Origin of the sequence: Pseudarthrobacter sp. GA104 (genome assembly GCF_009741265.1) — a bacterium.
Taxonomy (GTDB): domain Bacteria; phylum Actinomycetota; class Actinomycetes; order Actinomycetales; family Micrococcaceae; genus Arthrobacter.
On sequence record NZ_WOWL01000001.1, the window covers coordinates 1,289,642 to 1,307,521 of the forward strand.

Sequence of the window (17,880 nt, forward strand, 5' to 3'; positions counted from 1 at the left end):
TCCTGATGTTGTTCCCATGGGGAGGCTACTCCGATACTTCTTCGGTTCGGTTTGGGGTGGTGTGGTTCAGCAGCGAGGCGGCGGTGGCAACGGCGCCGGCAACATCGCCGTCGGCCGGGTACAGGAGGGTCCGTCCCACTGTGAGGCCCTGCACCCCGGGCAGCGCGAGGGCTGCCTGCCAGCTTGCGAAGACCTCGTCCTGGCTGCTGTCCGGGTCCCCGCCCAGCAGGACGGTGGGCATGGTGGTAGCTGCCATGACCCGTTCCATGTTTGCAACAACGGGAAGCTTCATCCACGTGTAGGCACTGGTGGAGCCCAGACCCTCGGCAATGGCGATGGACTTGATCACGGCGTCCGTTGAGAGGTCGTTCCGGACGCGGCCGTTTTCCCGGACCGACAGGAACGGCTCCACCATGGCGATCAGCTTACGCTCGGCAAGCGAATCGATGGCCCTGGCCGTTGCCTCGAGGGTGACGACCGTATCCGGGTCCCCCAGGCAGATGCGCGTCAGCATCTTGCCGCCATCGGCACCAAGCGCTTCCAGGGCAGCAGCCGTGTGCCCGGTGAAACGGTCATCGAATTCGTTGACCAGGCCCGCGAGCCCGCCGCGGTTCATCGAGCCAAAAACGAGTTTTCCGTCCAGCGCACCCAGCAGGAGCAGGTCGTCCATGATGTCCGGCGAGGCAAGCACACCGTCCACGGCCGGGTTGGCCAGCGCAATCTGCAGCCGGTCCAGCAACTGCCGGCGGTCTGCCATGGCCACGGGATCCGAACCGACGGCAAGGGCGCCGCGCGCGGGGTGGTCCGCAGCCACAATGAAGTTCTGCTTGCCGTATTTCAGGCCGGGGTGGCGGCGCCGCGCCTTCGCGGCCCGGGCTATGGCGTCCGGGTCTTCAAGCCGGATGGTGCTCAAGTGGGCATAACGGCGGGGGTCGTCGTCCACGGCATTGTTCGAGGCGAGGGGCGTGAGGGTCACAGCGCTGCTCCTTCGGTGGCAAGCTGACCAGGAGCCAGGCGGCCGCGTTCGGCAAGCAGCGAGGTGACCTCCTCCGGCGTCGGCATCGCGTCGGCGCAGGAAAGCCGGGACGCGACGATCGCGCCTGCGGCGTTGGCATAATCCAGGACCCGGGCAAGCGGCCAGCCCGAGAGCAGGCCGTGGCAGAAGGCGCCGCCGAAGGAATCGCCGGCACCCAGGCCGTTGACGGTTTCCACCGGTACCGGCGCAGAAACAACACGCTCCGTGCGGGTCTTGGCCATCACACCCTCGGCGCCAAGCTTCACGACGGCGATCTCAACACCGGCCGCCAGGAGCCGGTCAGCCTGCTCATCAGGCGTCCCCTCCCCAACGGCCACCGCGCATTCCTTGTCGTTGCCAATCGCCACGGTCACGTGCGGCAGGATCCGGCCGACCTGTTCCCGGGCTTCCTCTTCGGAGGCCCAGAACATGGGCCGGTAGTCCAGGTCCAGGATGGTGAACTGGCCTTCCTTGAGGCCGGCGCGCGGGCGGGCCTCATGAGCGGCAATGTGCGCGCTTCGGCTGGGATCCTGGCACAGGCCGGTCACGGTGGACCAGAAGATCCGCGCGTCGCGGATAGCGTCCAGGTCAAGCTCTTCGGCCTTGATCTGCAGATCCGGGGCGGTAGGGAAACGCCCGTAAAAGTAGAGCGGGAACTCGTCCGTAGCCGGCTTAATCGCACAGAACGTCACCGCGGTGGGCCATTCCCTGACCGGGGTGACGAAGGTGTCGTCAACGTTGAACTTCTTCAGTTCCCTGTGGAGGTACTTGCCGAAAGCGTCGTCACCGGTACGGGTAATCACCCCGGTCCGGCGGCCATGCCGGGCGGCCGCTACCGCAACGTTCGACGGCGATCCGCCGAGGTACTTGCCGAAGGACGTCACGTCCTCCAGGTCCACCCCAATGTCGTTCGGGTAGATATCAACGCTGATGCGCCCGATCGTGAGCAGTTCGTGGGTCACGGTATTTGCGGACCTTTCTAGTTTGAACTCTTACCTCAAACAGCTAGAGCTCCGGTGCCTGGCTGGCCCCTCCATGAGCGGGGTCACACCCACTACTTTGCCCTAGAATCAATGTCCTGTCAAAGGTTTGTACTGACATGTTTACAAGTTGCCATAGCGGCAGTTTTGGGCTCCCCAGGGGGAGCCGGAAGGGTCCCGCGAGCAGAAGACGACGCCCTACTTCCGGGGTACAGCCAGCTCGCCGGTAACGTACTGGGCGCGGCCAAAGCCGAAGGACCAGTCGCCGGCGGTGTTCTCCACGTAGCCAATGAACACGTCCTCGCCGGCGATCCCCACCTCACCGAGCTTGTCCGCCACGGCGGCAAAGAGGCGCTGCTTTGCCTCCTGCGACCGTCCACCCTGGGTAAAGATCTGGATCATCACCACACCACTTGTCCGCTCAAAACCGAGTCCGGCATCCTGGGCAAAGATCTGCCCGGCGGGATGCTCGGTGAGGATGTGGAAGTAGTCGCGCTCCGGGATGCCGTATTCAGCAAGGATGGCGTCGTGGATTCCCCGGCTCAACTGCTGCAGGTCCTCCCGGCTGCGGCCCAGATTTACATCGATACGAACGAGTGGCACTGTCTCTCCTTTGAAAGTTTGTACTGACATACTAACAAAGTTCTTCAAGCTGCGGCAAGAGCGCCTCTGGGGATCTTGAACAGCCGCCGGAACAGGCATAGACTTAAACAACCTAAAGGTTGATAAAAGAAAAGGTTGAATAAGGAAGGGCCCTGATGATCTCCGAAAGCGCAGCCTTGGACTCGGCCTTCATGGCCTTGGCCGATCCCGTGCGGCGGAGCATCATCGCCCGGCTCAGCCGGGGCCCGGCCACCGTGAACGAATTGGCGGAACCGTTTGAGATCTCCAAGCAGGCGGTCTCAAAACATATCCAGGTACTCGAGCAGGCGGGACTGGTCACCCGGACCAGGGATGCGCAGCGCCGGCCCGTCCACCTGAACCCGGCGCGGCTTGAGGCGCTGACAGCCTGGATCGACCAGTACAGGCTGGTCCGCGAAGGGCAATTCCGGAGCCTCGACGCCGTACTTAGATCAAATGCTGCGGCCAGCAGCGATCCATCTCCAAGGAGTCATCATGAGTAATTCCCTGAAACTCAGCGTTCCTGAGGGCGTCCCCTTCATCGACTACGAGCGCGAGTTTGATTTCCCCGTCGCGGACGTCTTCCGGGCCCACAAGGAACCGGACCTGATCGTCCAGTGGCTGGGCCCGCGGGGCTACAAGATGGAAATCGACCACTACGATTTCCGGACCGGCGGCAGCTACAGCTACCTGCACACCGGGCCCGAAGGGGTGCCCTACGAGTTCAGGGGCGTCTTCCACACGGTCCGCGAGAACGAATTCGCCATCCAGACCTTTGAGTTCGGCGGCTACCCGGACGTGGTGAGCCTGGAATTCATGACCTTCGAGGACCTCGGCAATGGACGGTGCCGCCTGCGGGGCCACTCCGTCTACCCCAGCCAGGAGGCGCGGGACGGGATGGCCCAGTCCGGAATGGAAGGCGGCATGAGCGAGGGCTACGAGCGGCTGGACGAACTCCTCAGCGGAGCCAAGGTCTGACAGGCAAAAAGTACGACGACGGGAGGTCACCTTTCGCTGGGAAAGGTGACCTCCCGTCGTCGTACGTTAAGTCGTACGTTAAACAGCAACGCGGGGTCACTCCGCGCCCAATCCAGGGGATGGATCGGGCCGGGAGTGACCCCGCGTTGTTTGTTACTGGGAGTTAGAGCGCTGCGTAAACTTCGCGCAGCAGCTTGGCGGTTTCGGACGGCGTCTTGCCGACCTTCACGCCAGCGGCTTCCAGGGCTTCCTTCTTGGCCTGGGCGGTTCCGGCGGAACCGGAAACGATGGCCCCGGCGTGACCCATGGTCTTGCCTTCGGGAGCGGTGAAGCCGGCAACGTAGCCGACGACCGGTTTGGTGACGTTGGCCTTGATGAAGTCGGCTGCACGCTCTTCGGCGTCGCCGCCGATTTCGCCGATCATCACGATCGCCTTGGTCTCGGGGTCAGCCTCGAACGCCGCCAGGGCGTCAATGTGCGTGGTGCCGATGATGGGGTCGCCGCCGATGCCGATGGCGGTGGAGAAGCCCAGGTCCCGCAGTTCGTACATCATCTGGTAGGTCAGGGTTCCGGACTTGGAAACCAGGCCGATGGGACCCTTGCCCGTGATGTTGGCCGGGGTAATGCCGACCAGCGCCTCGCCGGGGGTGATGATGCCGGGGCAGTTCGGTCCGATGATGCGGGTGACCTGGTTGCCGTCGGCGTCCACCTTGGACTGGGCCAGCGCCCAGAACTCGGCGGAGTCCTGGACCGGCACGCCTTCGGTGATCACGACGACCAGGCCGATGCCGGCCTCGATGGCTTCGACAACGGCGCTCTTGGTGAATGCCGGCGGCACGAAGACGATGGAGACATCAGCGCCGGTTTCCGCCATGGCTTCCTTGACGGTGCCGAAGACGGTGATTTCCTTGTCGCCGTGCAGGACGGTGGTGCCGGCCTTGCGGGCGTTGACGCCGCCCACGATGTTGGTGCCGGCCTTGAGCATCAGGGCGGTGTGCTTGGTGCCTTCGCCGCCGGTGATGCCCTGGACGATGACCTTGGAGTCCTTGTTCAGATAGATAGACATGGTGCGTCCCTTTACTTAGCTGCGTTGGCGAGCTCGGCTGCCTTGTCGGCGCCCTCGTCCATGGTTGCGGCCAGGGTAACCAGCGGGTGGTTCGCCTCGACCAGGATGCGGCGGCCTTCCTCAACGTTGTTGCCGTCAAGGCGGACTACCAGCGGCTTGTTCGCGGAGTGGCCCAGTTCGGCCAATGCACCGACGATGCCCTTGGCTACCGCGTCACAGGCGGTGATGCCGCCGAAGACGTTCACGAAGACGGACTTGACCTGCTCATCGCCGAGGATGACGTCCAGGCCGGCGGCCATGACCTCTGCGGATGCTCCACCACCGATGTCCAGGAAGTTGGCGGGCTTCACGTTGCCGTGGTTCTCCCCGGCGTAGGCGACGACGTCCAGGGTGGACATCACCAGGCCTGCACCGTTGCCGATAATGCCCACTTCGCCGTCGAGCTTGACGTAGTTGAGGTCCTGCGCCTTTGCCTTGGCCTCAAGCGGGTCAGCAGCGTCCTTGTCCTCGAGGAGGGCGTGCTTTGCGTGGCGGAACTCGGCGTTCTCGTCGAGCGAGACCTTGCCGTCGAGGGCGACGATTTCGCCGGCGCCGGTCTTGACCAGCGGGTTGACCTCCACCAGGGTCGCGTCTTCCTTCTTGAAGACGTCCCAGAGCTTGAGGATCACTGCGGCGACCTTGCCGCGGAGTTCCTCAGCGAAGCCTGCGGCTGCGACGATTTCGTCGGCCTTTGCCTGGTCGATGCCCACGGCGGGGTCGATGGCGATCTTGGCGAGCGCCTCGGGGCGTTCGACGGCGAGCTGTTCGATTTCCATGCCGCCCTCAACCGAGCACATGGCCAGGTAGTTGCGGTTGGCCCGGTCCAGCAGGACGGAGAAGTAGTACTCCTCGGCAATGTCCGCACCCTGGGCAATCATCACCTTTTTGACGGTGTGGCCCTTGATGTCCATGCCCAGGATGTTGGTGGCGTGTTCAAGTGCCTCATCCGCGGACTTTGCCACCTTGACGCCGCCGGCCTTGCCGCGGCCGCCAGCCTTGACCTGTGCTTTAACGACAGTAACGCCGCCGATCTTCTCGGCAGCTGCCTTTGCTTCTTCTGGGGTGTACGCCACGATGCCAGCAAGCACGGGTACACCGTGCGCCTCGAACATATCGCGCGCCTGGTATTCAAACAGGTCCACGGTTTAGTGTCCTTCTACGTCGAAGTAGTTTCTGTACAGTCGGACACCATCGCAAGACGATGACCGGGCTGCGGAATTGCACGCACCGGCGGCCTGTCGGAAACGAGCCACGCGGCGTGATGCTCCACTGGGAACTCTAGTCCTTTGGGAGGACCGGCCCGTCCCAGACTACCCCTTATGTGAGTAAGGACACTATTCTATGAAGCGTAGAAAAACCGCGGAATTACGGGGTTTTTGAGGCTCCTGCCGTCGCCGCCGGGGGGTTTGCGGCCGGTCCTGCGATCAGTTCGTAATGATCCGGCGACACGAAGAAACCGACCCCTGCGGACACGTTTCCGCACGCTACGCCGCCGTTATAGGCAGAGCAGCGCAGCCCGTTGCGTTCGAGGATTTTCCCGTCCGCCAGGACAGTCAGCTGCGCCAGCGGTCCTGCCTTGCTGCCCCGGGGGCCGTACGCTGCTTCCATTTGTGTGACGCCGGAACGGCACTCGCCATACGTAGCGGCGTCAGGCGTCAGCAGCGCAACGCCGCCCAGGTAGCCGAGGTTCGTTGCCGCACAGTCGTCTGCCACGTCTTCCGTTTGCGGCTTGGGGTACCTGGCCAGTTCGCAGTGGGCCACCGGCACAATGGCCAGCTTGTTGTTTTCGCTGTCGCTGAAGCTGTTCTGCTCATAGGGAAGGTTGATGTGCGGCCCGCGGGCAGCCGTGAGGGAGCATGCCACAGTGCGGTCTGCCGTGATGAACGAAACAACGCCATCAGCTCCGCCGGAGTAGTCCTCCGGGTCAACCAGCGCTGCCTGCTCCAGCTGTTCCATTGGTGGCAGCGGCGGCGGTGCCACATACCCGCGGTCTTCCACCGTCACCGCGCACCCTGTGGCACCCAGCAGGAAAAGGGCGGCGAGCATCCCCCAAACAGTCCGTCGCATGGGCTCCATTATGCTTCACCGCGGCCTTCATTCCGCCCGCAGGCCGGCCGCCTTTTCTACGACGCCGGCAGCAACAGCGGCGGGATCCCCGGCGGCAAACTGGTCACGCATGTTCCCTGCCCGGGCCCGCCAGGCAGGATCCGAGAGAATTTCGCGCACTGCTTTGGCGATCCGGGATGGTCTGGGCCGTTCGGTTTTAAGGCTGATACCAACGCCCGCATACTCCACCCGGGCGTTGACGTCGCTCTTGCCCTCGTTGATTCCGGACACCACCATGGGCACTCCCTTGGACAGGCTGAGCTGCACTCCGCCAAAGCCGCCGTTGGTGATGAAGACGTCCGTGAAATCCAGGACATTCTCGAAATCCACGAAATCGCGGACAACAATGTTGGGCTGCGGGTAGCGGGACTTGAGGGCTTCTGTTCCACGCCCACCGGTGGCAACGATCACCAAGGCGTCCATGTCCTTTACCGCCTCCAGCGCCGGAACAATGAGCTTGTCCTGGTCCACGTTGTCCACCGTTCCCTGGGTCACCAGCAACGTGCGCGGGTACTGCGGCCACGGGTCCGCCACCTGCGCCTCATCACCGGATGCCTGCGCTGGAGTTCCCGGCAGCCTGCAGGGCAGGAGTGCCCCCACATAATGCACCGCGGGATTCCTGTTCCGCCGCGGGAAGTCCAGCGCTTCCGGCCCGGTCTGGATCACTGCCTTTGAAGTCTTGTAGGGCTCGTCCGTCAGCCGACCGCGCTTGGGGACGTTCTGGCCGTAAACGGCAAGCTGGCGGCGGTAGCTGAGGCCGGCGGGCCGAAGAATCACCTTATCGGACAGGACGCCTGCGGCGGCCTGGACGGATCTCTCCACCGCGTTGCGAGGGGGTTTGAAACCGAAAAAGAGCGGGGGTACCTGCGGGTCGCTTTCCATGTTGGGAATGGCAACGAAGTTCACCAGCGGTTTACCCATCAGGTGCGCGACGAGGCGGTGGACAAACATGGAGCTGTCAACCACGGCCACGTCAAAGGAGAAGTCCTGTTCCAGTTCGCGGATGTCCTCGAAGAAGTTGCTGACGTTACTGGCGAAGATCTTTTCCCCGTCGAACCCGATAGCCCGCGGGCCTTTGAGCTTGGCGCGTTCGGGGTACAGCTCGAACAGGTTGTCCGCCCGGTGCTCAATGGCCCGCTTGAAAGGCATGAGCGGAACGTCCAGTTCCCGGAGTTTTTGGCTGAAGACAGGACCGGTGTACCACGCGACTTCATGGCCGCGTTCTTTGAGGCATACGGCAACACCCGTCATGGGATTGAAATGCCCGTCTATTGCCTGGCTGGCGAAAAGGATTTTCATTGGACCTGCTCCGACTGGTCCTGCGGCTGCTGCGGGACGGTCCCTGAACCTTAGCCCTGGGCCCCGGCACCGGCAAGGGGTATGGTTCCTTGCCCGTGAAGGGGTGAGCGGCTTATGCGACTGTCAGGCATCGAGCTTTGTCAGCGGGGCGTAGCGCAGCAGCAGCCGCTTCTCGCCGACGTCGAACTTCACCTTGGCCACTGTCTTGTCCCCCGCTCCCTCAAGCGCCAGGACTGTTCCGTTGCCGAAGCTGGTGTGGTTGACCTTGTCCCCAACGCTGACCGCCACAATTTCCTTTTGCGGCTGAACGCGGTTCCGCGCGATGGCGGCGGGAACATCCGCATTGAAGCCGGCCGAGGCATCAGCCGACGCACCGCGCGCGGTTCCCGCGCCCCAGAAGGACCCGCTGTAGCGGTTGGAGCCGATGGAACCGCTGCTCCCCCAGCCGCCCTGCCTGCTGGTCCCTTCGCGCTTCCACTCCAGGAGTTCGGCGGGAATCTCCTCGAGGAACTGGCTGGCCGGGTTGTACTGGCTCTGCCCCCACATGCTGCGGACCTCGGAGCGGGTGACATAGAGCCGTTTCCGCGCGCGGGTTAGGCCCACATAGGCAAGCCGGCGTTCCTCGGCCAGTTCCTTGGGGTCCGTGGCTGAGCGCTGATGCGGAAACAGTCCGTGTTCCATGCCGGTCAGGAACACCACCGGGAACTCGAGGCCCTTCGCGGTGTGCAGTGTCATCAGCGTGACTACGCCCAGCCGTTTGGCTTCCGCCACGGCGGCATCAATGTCTGCTCCCGGCGCGTCAGGGATCTGGTCTGCGTCTGCCACCAGCGAGACCTGTTCCAGGAAGGCGCCCAGCGACCCTTCCGGGTTCTCCTGCTCATACTCACGGACGACGGCGACGAGTTCCGCCAGGTTTTCCACCCGCGACTCGTCCTGCGGGTCAGTGCTGGAGCGCAGCGCGGCAAGGTAGCCGGTCTGCTCCAGGACTGCCTCCAATGCCGCCGCGGCGCCTGAACCGGCAGCCACCTCGGCGAGGTCATCCAGCAGCTTCACAAAACCGAGGACGGCGTTCACGGACCGGGTTGCCATTCCCGGAGCCTGGTCAGCACGGCGTGCAGCGTCCATAAAGGAGGTCCGCTCGCGCTGGGCCAGTGCCGCTACGGCGCCTTCGGCCCGGTCTCCGATGCCCCTTTTCGGTTCGTTAAGCACCCGGCGGAGGTTGACGTCGTCGTCCGGGTTGACCAGGACGCGCAGGTAGGCGAGGGCGTCCTTGATCTCCTTGCGCTCGTAGAAGCGCGTGCCGCCCACCACCTTGTAGGGCAGGCCCACGCGGACCAGGACGTCTTCGATGGAGCGGGACTGGGCATTGGTGCGGTAGAAAATAGCGACATCGCCGGGACGGAGGTTGTCTTCGTCCTGGAGCCGGTCAATCTCCTTGGCGATGAACTGGGCTTCGTCGTGCTCGTTCTCGCCCACATAACCGATGATTTTGTGGCCGTCCCCCTCCGCCGTCCACAGCCGCTTCTCGGGACGGTTCGGGTTCCTTGAGATGACGGAGTTCGCTGCGCTGAGAATGTTCTGGGTGGAACGGTAATTCTGCTCCAGCTTGATGGTCCGGGCCTCGGGATAGTCCTTTTCGAACTCGACGATGTTGCGGATGTCGGCGCCGCGGAATGCGTAGATGGACTGATCGGAATCACCCACGACCGTCAGCTCTGACGCACCCGGACCTTCCCCCACGATTTCCCGGACCAGCGCGTACTGGGCATGGTTGGTGTCCTGGTATTCGTCCACAAGCACATGCCTGAACCGGCGCCGGTAGGACTCAGCAAGCGCGGGGAAAGCCCGGAACATGTAGACGGTCTCCGCGATGAGGTCGTCAAAGTCCATGGCGTTCGCCTGGCGCAGCCGCTGGGTATAGCCCTTGAAGACATCGGCTACGGCCTGCTCGAAAGGGTCGTTGTAGTTCGCGGCAGAGGCGTACGAGTCAGCATCGATGAGTTCGTTCTTCAAGGCGGAAATCTTGTGCTGGATGGCCTTGGGTGCGAACTTCTTGGGATCCAGGTCCAGGGCTTTGGATACTTGGGTGACGAGCCGGAGCGAGTCCGCGGAGTCGTAGATGGAGAAGTTCGACTTCAGGCCGACATTTGCCGCCTCCTGCCGAAGGATGCGGACGCAGGATGAATGGAACGTGGAAATCCACATGATCTTGGCACGTCCGCCCACGAGCTTTTCGATGCGTTCCCGCATTTCCGCCGCGGCCTTGTTCGTGAAGGTGATGGCCAGGATTTCGCCGTGGTGGGCACGTCCGGTGGCGATCAGGTAGGCGATCCTGTTGCTAAGCACACGGGTCTTGCCCGAACCGGCGCCGGCCACGATCAGCAGGGCGGGCCCGACGTGTTTGACCGCTTCTTCCTGCTGCGGGTTCAACCCCTCCAGGAGCTGGGCTGCATCCGGCCTGCGATTGCCGTGGCGATGCCCCTCCCCGTGCTGAGCATCAGGCTCGTGGTTGCTGCCCGCAAGGCCCGCACCTGGCCGGTTCTCCCAGGGCGCAGAACCGCCAGGACCAGCCGCCGTAGCGCCGTCAGGGCGCGACTTGGTGCGGGAAGCCGCTGCGGAAGCGGCCTTGAACGGTCCGTCAGAGTACGGGTCAAACAACATATCCATGGTGCCTACAAGTCTAGGCGGTGGGGCCGACACCCAGTTCCAGGCTGTGGATTACGGCGCTTTATCCACATAGCGCTGAGGGGTGCGTGCCGTGCCTGGGCTGTGGCATGCCCCTAGGCCACCGAACCTGACGCGAGGGCCGCACGCAACTCGCGTACCGCCGTCGCGCCTCCTGCCATGAACCATTCCAGCCCGTTCACGCGCACGGTGTCCACAGCACCTCCGGCGGCCCGCACGATCGCTTTGCCGGGCAGCCAGTCCCATTCCGGGCAGCTGTGCTGGAACCAGCAGCCGATCTGCCCATCCGCTACCCTGCCAAGGTCGCAGGAGCCGGAGCCGAGCATCCGCAGGGCAGCGGCCGATGTTGCCGCCGCATGCCAGGGCATGGCGCAGAGGGGGTCCATCAGCCAGCTGGGGTGGATATAGGTGGCCGCCCCCAGCTCGGCAACGGCGGTCGCGTTCCGCTCTCCCCTGTTGTCGTGGAAAACCGTCAGCTGTTCGCCGTTCAGGGTGGCGGGGTGCGACCGTCCACCCAGCCAGAGCTTGTCCTCCTCCGGCTGGAAGATGGCGCCCAGCACCACGTCGGACTGGTCTTTCAGGGCGATGGCCGAGCACCAGTATGTGGAGCCGTGCAGGAAGTTGTAGGTGCCGTCCACGGGATCAATCACCCAGGTGCGGCCGCTGCTGCCCTGCACGGACGCGCCTTCCTCACCCAGGATGCCGTCCTGGGGCCGGCAGCGCTGCAGCTGCTCCAGGACATAGGCTTCCGCTGCATGGTCGGCCGCTGTCACGACATCCGAGATGGACGTCTTCTGCTGCGACTGCAGGCCTGCCATCCGCATCAGGAGCGCCAATTGGCCGGCCTCGCGCACCAAGGCGGCCGCAAGCTGATAGTCGTCAAGTGAAGGGTCAAGTTCAACAGCGCTGTGCCGGCCAATGGTCATGGCTTCAGTTTATGGGGCGCGATAATGGTGCCATGGCCAAGACACCTGCCCAGCGGATCAAGAAGCACGGTTCCAGGGCGGCGGTACCCCAGCACCACCTCCCGCCCGTGGTGAACCCCACCACGGCCCGTACCCCGCAAAAAGCCCAAAGCAACAGCAACCTCATCCTCATCGCGGGCGTCGTGGCCAGCCTGTTCCTTTTCTGGTACCTGCACCTGCTGACCCTGGACCAGCTCCGGCAACTCTCCGGCGGCCTGGCCATGCCGGACTCCCTCATTGGCGGTTTCGACCCCTCCTACGTCGGCACGCTGCAGGCCGCCATGGACGCGGACGCCCTTGGTCAGCTCAACTACGTGCACAAGACGGCGGGCACCCTGTTTCCGCTGATCTTCGGGTTCACGTGGCTGCTGCTGATCGGCACGAACGTTGGCCGGAAGGCGCTGCGCTGGGCGCTTTGGGCTCTCCCGCTGCTCTTCGTCGTGGTGCGGCTCTGGGCAAACGTGGCTATCGACGGCATGCTGGGAGCAGAAACACCCGACGCCGGCCAGGTTGCCCTTGCATCCGGCCTCACCGTTGCCGGCTGGGTCCTGCTGGTCCTGAACCTGCTCGCGGGCGCTGCCGCAGTCGTCCTCGGTACCCGGAAGCCGAAGGCAGCTAGCTGACCGCAGCCCGCGCCCGGACCTCCTTGCGGTGCCGGTGCACGCGGTGCGCAATCACCAAGCCTGCGGTGGCCATGCCCACCGTGACCGGGTAGCCCATCAGCCGCTCCAGCGTGCCCGGCTCCGGCACGTCCATGCGCGTCAGCCCGCCGGTTACCAAAGCAGCGGAGGAAACGGCACCGCAGGCCAGGATGAACCAGGCGAAAGCGGTCTTCCGCAGCCAAAGGACGCCCAGCACCAACAGGGCGGCCGCCCCGGTGAGGAAGTACACCACAGCGCCCACGAGGTGCCAGCTGGAGCCCGCATCCTCCGGCACCAGTCCCACGATCACAGTCCCGGCCCCGGCCGCCCCGGTCAGGATCCGCACCCAGACAGCCGCCATCCAGGGCCGCCGCCGCGGCAGTGCCCATAGATCCGCCCGGGCCGCCACGCACAGCAGCCCGGAGGTCAGCAAAACAGCACCCAGCAGCATCCCCAGGCCCTGGACCACGAACGAGGCGTTCATCAGCCAGTTCAGCGGGGAACACACCTGGCGGCCGTCATAGATTCCGCAGTTCAGTGCCCCGAGGTCGCTGATATAGCCGGTCCGGAGGTCGTAGGCTGCGGGTCCTGCCCACGCTCCGATCACTGCCGCCTCCGCCGCGAAATATTGCAGCACGCTCAGGACGGACCACGCGCCGATGTACTGCCGTGTGGAGGTGGTGTCCGGAATGAAGGCGAAGGCTGGGGCGGCGGACGGCGCTGAACTCATGCCTTGAGCGTAGTACGGCCCCGCACCTTGTATGCTTGTATCCGTGTCCGGCCGGACTGGCCCGCCGATCCTACGGACGCAAGCCCTCGTAGCTCAGTGGATAGAGCACGGCTCTCCTAAAGCCGGTGTCGTTGGTTCGATTCCAATCGAGGGCACTTGAACGATCCTTCCCCGGAGTTCCGGCTTCGCGCCTACCTCCTTGGCACCAACGGGCCCGGCCGCGCCGCAGAGGCGGGACGGTGGGCCGTCCAGCGGGACCTGCTGGACCGCGCGGAGGGCACCCGCGGCACCTTTTCCGGCGTCGTGCATTTTGCTCCCACGGACGACGACGGCCTGGCCCTTCGCGAGGAAGGCACCATGCGCTGGCCGTCCTTTACAGGCCCCGCTTCCCGCGAATACCTGCTGAAAAGCACAGCCCGCCCGGACGCGCTGGACGTTTTCTTCCCGGACGGCCGCCCCTTCCACACCATGAGCTTCACCCCGGAGGCGAACCTGGACCAGCACTGGTGCGATCCCGACACCTACCGCGTCGCCCACACCTACGGGGACGCCAACAGCTTCAGCTACACGTGGGACGTGAAGGGCCCAAAGAAGGACCTGCTGCTGGCCTCGCATCTGGTCCGGATCCCGGGCGTTGCCGCATGAAGGACCGCATTGTGGTCTCCGCCGTCTGCGTGTTCGACGACGCCGGCCGGCTCCTCACGGTGAGGAAGCGCGGCACGGCAATGTTCATGCACCCGGGCGGGAAGCCGGAGGCCGGCGAAACAGCTGTCCAGGCGGCAGCCCGGGAGCTGGCTGAAGAAGTTGGCATCGTCCTCGACCCACGTGAACTGCAGCTGATGGGCGTCTGGATTGCCGATGCCGCGAACGAGGCCGCCACTGATATTGAAGCCACCGTCTTCACTGCGCCGGGCACATGGGCGGCCCGCCCCTCGGCGGAGATCGAAGAAATCCGCTGGCTGGACCTGGCTGCCCTGGGCAGCGGCACGGAACCCGTCGAAGACCTGGCACCGCTGCTGACGGACCACATCCTGCCCGAGCTCGCCGCCAGGCCGGGCAGCGCTCCCTTGGGAGCCTAGAACTCCGGAACTGCTTCCTGGGCTACTGCCGTGGCCTCGTTGAACTGCGTCCGGTAAAGCTCGGCGTACCGCCCTTCGGCAGCAAGCAGTTCGGTGTGGGTCCCGCGTTCCACGATCCGGCCGTCCTCCACTACCAGGATGGCGTCCGCGGCCCGGACCGTGGACAGGCGGTGCGCAATCACGACGGCGGTGCGCCCCTCGAGCGCGGCCCCCAGGGCCGCCTGCACGGCCGCTTCGTTGGTGGAGTCAAGGGCAGCCGTTGCTTCATCGAGGATGACCACCCGCGGCTGGGCGATAAGCAGCCGCGCAATGGTGAGGCGCTGCCGTTCACCGCCCGAAAGCCGGTAGCCGCGCTCCCCCACCACGGTGTCCAGCCCGTCCGGCAGGGAACGGATCATGGTTTCCAGCCTGGCCTGCCGGATGGCCTCCCACATGTCCGCTTCCGTGGCATCCGGCCTGGCAAGCCGAAGGTTGGAGGCGATGGATTCGTGGAAGAGGTGGCCGTCCTGCGTGACCATGCCCAAGGTCTGCCGCATGGAGTCGAAGGTCAGGTCGCGGACATCCACCCCGGCGCCCCGCTCCACGCCGCCGAAACGGACGGCGCCGGAATCCACATCGTAGAGCCGGGCCAGCAGCTGCGCGATGGTCGACTTGCCGGCGCCGGAGGAGCCCACCAGCGCCACGGTCTGCCCGGGCTCCACCCGGAAACTGATACCGTGCAGGACTTCCTCCCCGCCGCGGGTGTCAAGGATGGAGACGTCTTCGAGTGAAGCCAGGGAGACCTTGTCCGCAGAGGGGTAGGAGAAGCGGACGTTGTCGAACTCCACCGAGAGCGGGCCGCGCGGCGATTCCACCGCATCCGGCTTTTCCCGGATGAGCGGCTTGAGGTCCAGGATCTCGAACACGCGCTCAAAGCTGACCAGGGCGCTCATGATCTCCACCCGGGCATTGGAGAGTGCGGTCAGCGGGGCGTAGAGCCGGGTAAGCAGCAAAGCCAGCACAACAACGTCGCCTGCGGCGAGTTGGCCTCCGAGCGCCAGCCATCCGCCCAGGCCGTAGACCAGGGCGAGAGCCAGTGCGGAGACCAGGGTCAGTGCCGTGACAAAGGTGAACTGGAGCATTGCCGTGCGGACGCCGATGTCCCGCACCCGGCCGGCCCGGAGGGCGAATTCGCGGGATTCTTCGTCCGGGCGGCCGAAGAGCTTTACCAGCGTGGCGCCGGGGGCGGAGAAACGCTCCGTCATCTGCGTGCCCATGGTGGCGTTGTGTTCGGCGGCCTCGCGGCGCAGCTCCGCCAGCCTGGAACCCATCCGGCGGGCCGGGATCAGGAAGATCGGAAGCAGGATCATGGCCAGCACAGTCACCAGCCAGGACTTGTTCAGCATCACCACCAGCGTCAAGGCCAGCGCCACCACGTTGCTGACCACGCCGGAGAGCGTGCCGGCGAAAGCCGACTGCGCGCCGATCACATCGTTGTTGAGGCGACTGACCAGCGCGCCGGTGCGGGTACGCGTGAAGAACGCTATCGGCATCTTCTGCACGTGGTCGAAAACCTTGGTGCGCAGGTCCAGGATCACGCCCTCACCGATCGAAGAGGACAGCCAGCGCGTCACCAGTCCAAGCCCGGCTTCTGCCACGGCTGCGACCGCGATCAGCACCGCCAGCCATATCACCGTTCCGGCGTCCGCCTTCGCGATGATCGCGTCGACCACCTGGCCTGCGAGCACGGGTGTGGCCACCGCAAGGACCGCCATCACGATGGACAGCAGCACAAAGGCGGTGAGCTTTCCGCGATGCGGCCGGGCGAAGCCGAACACGCGCTTGAGGAGCTCCTTGGAGAACGGCTTGGAGCCGTTCGTAGCGCGGGCGATGTTGTAGAGGGAGCTCCAGGCCACCCGGTCCATACTCATTTTCTGGTGCCTTTCGGGGCGCTGGCGCCCGGCATTTCCGTAATGACGCCGTTATCCACATTCCAACGTACATCCAGCCGCACGTTTTCCAGGAGCCGCCGGTCGTGGGTCACCAAAAGCAGCGAACCATCGTAGCTTTCCAGGGCCTCCTCCAGCTGCTCGATGGCGGGAAGGTCAAGGTGGTTGGTGGGCTCATCCAGGACCAGGAGGTTCACGCCGCGGGCCTGCAGCAGCGCGAGCGCGGCCCGGGTCCGCTCGCCCGGCGACAGGGAGTCGACGGTCCGGGACGTGTGGTCCGCCCTTAGGCCGAACTTGGCAAGCAGGGTGCGGACCTCGGCCGCGGTCAGATCCACCAGGACTGCCTCGACGGCGTCAGCCAGGGTCAGGTTGCCGGCCAGCAGCCCGCGGGCCTGGTCAATCTCGCCAATGGCCACGGAGGCCCCCATGGCGGCACTGCCGGAATCGGGCTCGATGCCGCCCAGCAGCAGCCGCAGCAGGGTGGACTTCCCGGCACCGTTGGGTCCGGTAATGCCAATCCGCTCCCCCGCGTTGAGCTGGAAGTTGACGGGTCCCAGGGTGAAGCCGCCCTGCCGGACCACGGCATCGCGGAGCGTCGCAACCACGGAACTGGAGCGGGGTGCCTTGCCGATGGAGAACTGGAGTTGCCATTCTTTCCGCGGCTCTTCCACCACATCCAGCCTCGCAATGCGGGACTCCATCTGCCGCACTTTCTGGGCCTGCTTCTCTGAAGACTCGGTGCTGGCGGCGCGGCGGATCTTGTCATTGTCCGGGCTCTTTTTCATGGCATTCCGGACGCCCTGCGAGCTCCATTCACGCTGGGTCCGGGCCCGGGACACCAGGTCGGCCTTGGTGGCCGCAAACTCCTCGTACTTTTCGCGGGCGTGCCGCCGGGCAACGGCGCGTTCCTCGAGGAAGGCGTCATAGCCGCCGTCGTAAACGGCCACGGCATTCTGCGCCAGGTCCAGTTCCACCACCGTGGTGACACAGCGGGCCAGGAACTCGCGGTCGTGGCTCACCAGCACAGCACCGCCACGCAGGCCTTTGACGAAGTCCTCGAGCTTGTCGAGGCCCTCCAGATCAAGGTCATTGGTGGGTTCATCCAGCAGCACCACGTCAAACCGGCTCAAGAGCAGCGCAGCCAGCGCAACCCGCGCGGCCTGCCCGCCGGAAAGGGCCGTCATGGCCGCATCCGGGCCGGTCTCCAGCCCAAGGTCCGCCAATACCGCTGGAAGCCGGTCGTCCAGGTCGGCCGCACCCGAAGCCATCCACCGGTCGAAAGCCAGTGCATAGGCATCATCGGCTCCCGGGGCACCTGCTCCGAGCGCCTCCGCCGTGGCTTCCATGTCGGCCGTGGCCTGTGCACAACCCGTGCGCCGCGCAATGTACCCCGCAACGGTTTCACCCGGCACCCGTTCATGCTCCTGGGGAAGCCACCCCACGAAAGCGTCGGCAGGGGCAAGACTGACCGAGCCGTCCTGCGGCTCGTCCACGCCCGCCAGAAGCCGGAGCAGCGTCGACTTCCCGGCTCCGTTGGCACCCACCACGCCCACTACGTCCCCGGGCGCGACGGTCAGGGAAAGCCCGGAGAAAAGCTGCCGGTGGTCATGACCGCCGGAAACGTCCTTGGCTACGAGGGTTGCAGTCATTGATCCATCCTTTCGCCGCTGTTGCGCAGCGTCTTTTCTGCCTAAAACCGGCCGGCAGGGCCATGCCGATTGCCCGGGAGGAAGGTGCGCGGGCCGCAG

17 protein-coding genes and 1 tRNA gene are annotated in these 17,880 nt (G+C 65.0%); 6 read left to right on the forward strand and 12 right to left on the reverse strand.

Annotated features, from left to right (window positions below):
* Nucleotides 1-25 precede the first annotated feature (25 nt).
* The 3 genes from GK109_RS05740 to GK109_RS05750 all read right to left on the reverse strand — a co-directional run bounded on the left by GK109_RS05740 (nt 26) and on the right by GK109_RS05750 (nt 2,598).
* A complete protein-coding gene (locus GK109_RS05740; RefSeq protein ID WP_370460427.1) occupies nt 26-976 on the reverse strand; it encodes a deoxyribose-phosphate aldolase in 951 nt (316 codons plus the stop codon).
* On the reverse strand, nt 973-1,977 hold the full coding sequence (gene iolC, locus GK109_RS05745) for a 5-dehydro-2-deoxygluconokinase (protein WP_370460428.1): 1,005 nt from the start codon (nt 1,975-1,977) through the stop codon (nt 973-975). The genes GK109_RS05740 and iolC overlap by 4 nt, the downstream gene beginning before the upstream one ends.
* A 216-nt stretch (nt 1,978-2,193) precedes the next feature.
* On the reverse strand, nt 2,194-2,598 hold the full coding sequence (locus tag GK109_RS05750; RefSeq protein WP_370460429.1) for a tautomerase family protein: 405 nt from the start codon (nt 2,596-2,598) through the stop codon (nt 2,194-2,196).
* A 155-nt stretch (nt 2,599-2,753) separates the two neighbouring features.
* Here GK109_RS05750 and GK109_RS05755 point away from each other — a divergent pair, with 155 nt between their 5' ends.
* Both GK109_RS05755 and GK109_RS05760 read left to right on the forward strand, forming a co-directional pair.
* The gene (locus GK109_RS05755; protein ID WP_157239017.1) at nt 2,754-3,119 is read left to right on the forward strand and encodes a helix-turn-helix transcriptional regulator; all 366 of its coding nucleotides are present in this window, start codon (nt 2,754-2,756) and stop codon (nt 3,117-3,119) included.
* Nucleotides 3,112-3,594, forward strand: a complete 483-nt coding sequence (locus tag GK109_RS05760; protein WP_157239018.1) for an SRPBCC family protein — start codon at nt 3,112-3,114, stop codon at nt 3,592-3,594. Before GK109_RS05755 ends, GK109_RS05760 begins: the two co-directional genes overlap by 8 nt.
* Before the next feature lie 163 nt (nt 3,595-3,757).
* Here GK109_RS05760 and sucD read toward each other — a convergent pair whose 3' ends face one another.
* The 6 genes from sucD to GK109_RS05790 form a co-directional block, all read right to left on the reverse strand.
* Complete coding sequence (sucD, locus tag GK109_RS05765; protein ID WP_157239019.1) at nt 3,758-4,660, reverse strand: succinate--CoA ligase subunit alpha; 903 nt, start codon at nt 4,658-4,660, stop codon at nt 3,758-3,760.
* Nucleotides 4,661-4,671: 11 nt separating this feature from the next.
* Nucleotides 4,672-5,841 (reverse strand): ADP-forming succinate--CoA ligase subunit beta, encoded by a 1,170-nt coding sequence (gene sucC, locus GK109_RS05770; RefSeq protein WP_321215419.1) that lies wholly within the window; start codon nt 5,839-5,841, stop codon nt 4,672-4,674.
* Nucleotides 5,842-6,064: 223 nt separating this feature from the next.
* On the reverse strand, nt 6,065-6,775 hold the full coding sequence (locus GK109_RS05775; RefSeq protein WP_231754806.1) for a hypothetical protein: 711 nt from the start codon (nt 6,773-6,775) through the stop codon (nt 6,065-6,067).
* Nucleotides 6,776-6,793: 18 nt separating this feature from the next.
* The gene (locus GK109_RS05780; protein WP_157239020.1) at nt 6,794-8,104 is read right to left on the reverse strand and encodes a glycosyltransferase; all 1,311 of its coding nucleotides are present in this window, start codon (nt 8,102-8,104) and stop codon (nt 6,794-6,796) included.
* A gap of 123 nt (nt 8,105-8,227) precedes the next feature.
* Entirely contained in the window at nt 8,228-10,765 is a 2,538-nt protein-coding gene (gene pcrA, locus GK109_RS05785; protein WP_370460768.1) for a DNA helicase PcrA, read from the reverse strand.
* A gap of 119 nt (nt 10,766-10,884) precedes the next feature.
* On the reverse strand, nt 10,885-11,715 hold the full coding sequence (locus GK109_RS05790; protein ID WP_157239022.1) for an inositol monophosphatase family protein: 831 nt from the start codon (nt 11,713-11,715) through the stop codon (nt 10,885-10,887).
* Between the two features lie 32 nt (nt 11,716-11,747).
* Between GK109_RS05790 and GK109_RS05795 the strand changes: the two genes are divergently transcribed.
* The gene (locus GK109_RS05795; protein ID WP_157239023.1) at nt 11,748-12,377 is read left to right on the forward strand and encodes a hypothetical protein; all 630 of its coding nucleotides are present in this window, start codon (nt 11,748-11,750) and stop codon (nt 12,375-12,377) included.
* Here the strand turns inward: GK109_RS05795 and GK109_RS05800 are convergent.
* On the reverse strand, nt 12,370-13,125 hold the full coding sequence (locus GK109_RS05800) for a DUF998 domain-containing protein (protein WP_157239024.1): 756 nt from the start codon (nt 13,123-13,125) through the stop codon (nt 12,370-12,372). The genes GK109_RS05795 and GK109_RS05800 overlap by 8 nt on opposite strands.
* Nucleotides 13,126-13,207: 82 nt before the next feature.
* On the opposite strand from GK109_RS05800, the gene GK109_RS05805 reads away from it, so the two are divergent.
* From GK109_RS05805 to GK109_RS05815, 3 genes are all read left to right on the forward strand, one after another.
* A tRNA-Arg gene (locus tag GK109_RS05805) sits at nt 13,208-13,280 on the forward strand.
* 1 nt (nt 13,281) lies between these two features.
* A complete protein-coding gene (locus GK109_RS05810; RefSeq protein WP_157239025.1) occupies nt 13,282-13,770 on the forward strand; it encodes a DUF6314 family protein in 489 nt (162 codons plus the stop codon).
* On the forward strand, nt 13,767-14,204 hold the full coding sequence (locus tag GK109_RS05815; protein ID WP_157239026.1) for an NUDIX domain-containing protein: 438 nt from the start codon (nt 13,767-13,769) through the stop codon (nt 14,202-14,204). The genes GK109_RS05810 and GK109_RS05815 overlap by 4 nt, the downstream gene beginning before the upstream one ends.
* Here GK109_RS05815 and GK109_RS05820 read toward each other — a convergent pair.
* Nucleotides 14,201-16,114 (reverse strand): ABC transporter ATP-binding protein, encoded by a 1,914-nt coding sequence (locus GK109_RS05820; protein WP_157239027.1) that lies wholly within the window; start codon nt 16,112-16,114, stop codon nt 14,201-14,203. The genes GK109_RS05815 and GK109_RS05820 overlap by 4 nt on opposite strands.
* Nucleotides 16,111-17,781: an ABC-F family ATP-binding cassette domain-containing protein gene (locus GK109_RS05825; RefSeq protein WP_157239028.1), complete on the reverse strand. Its 1,671-nt coding sequence runs from the start codon at nt 17,779-17,781 to the stop codon at nt 16,111-16,113. The genes GK109_RS05820 and GK109_RS05825 overlap by 4 nt, the downstream gene beginning before the upstream one ends.
* Between the last annotated feature and the right edge of the window lie 99 nt (nt 17,782-17,880).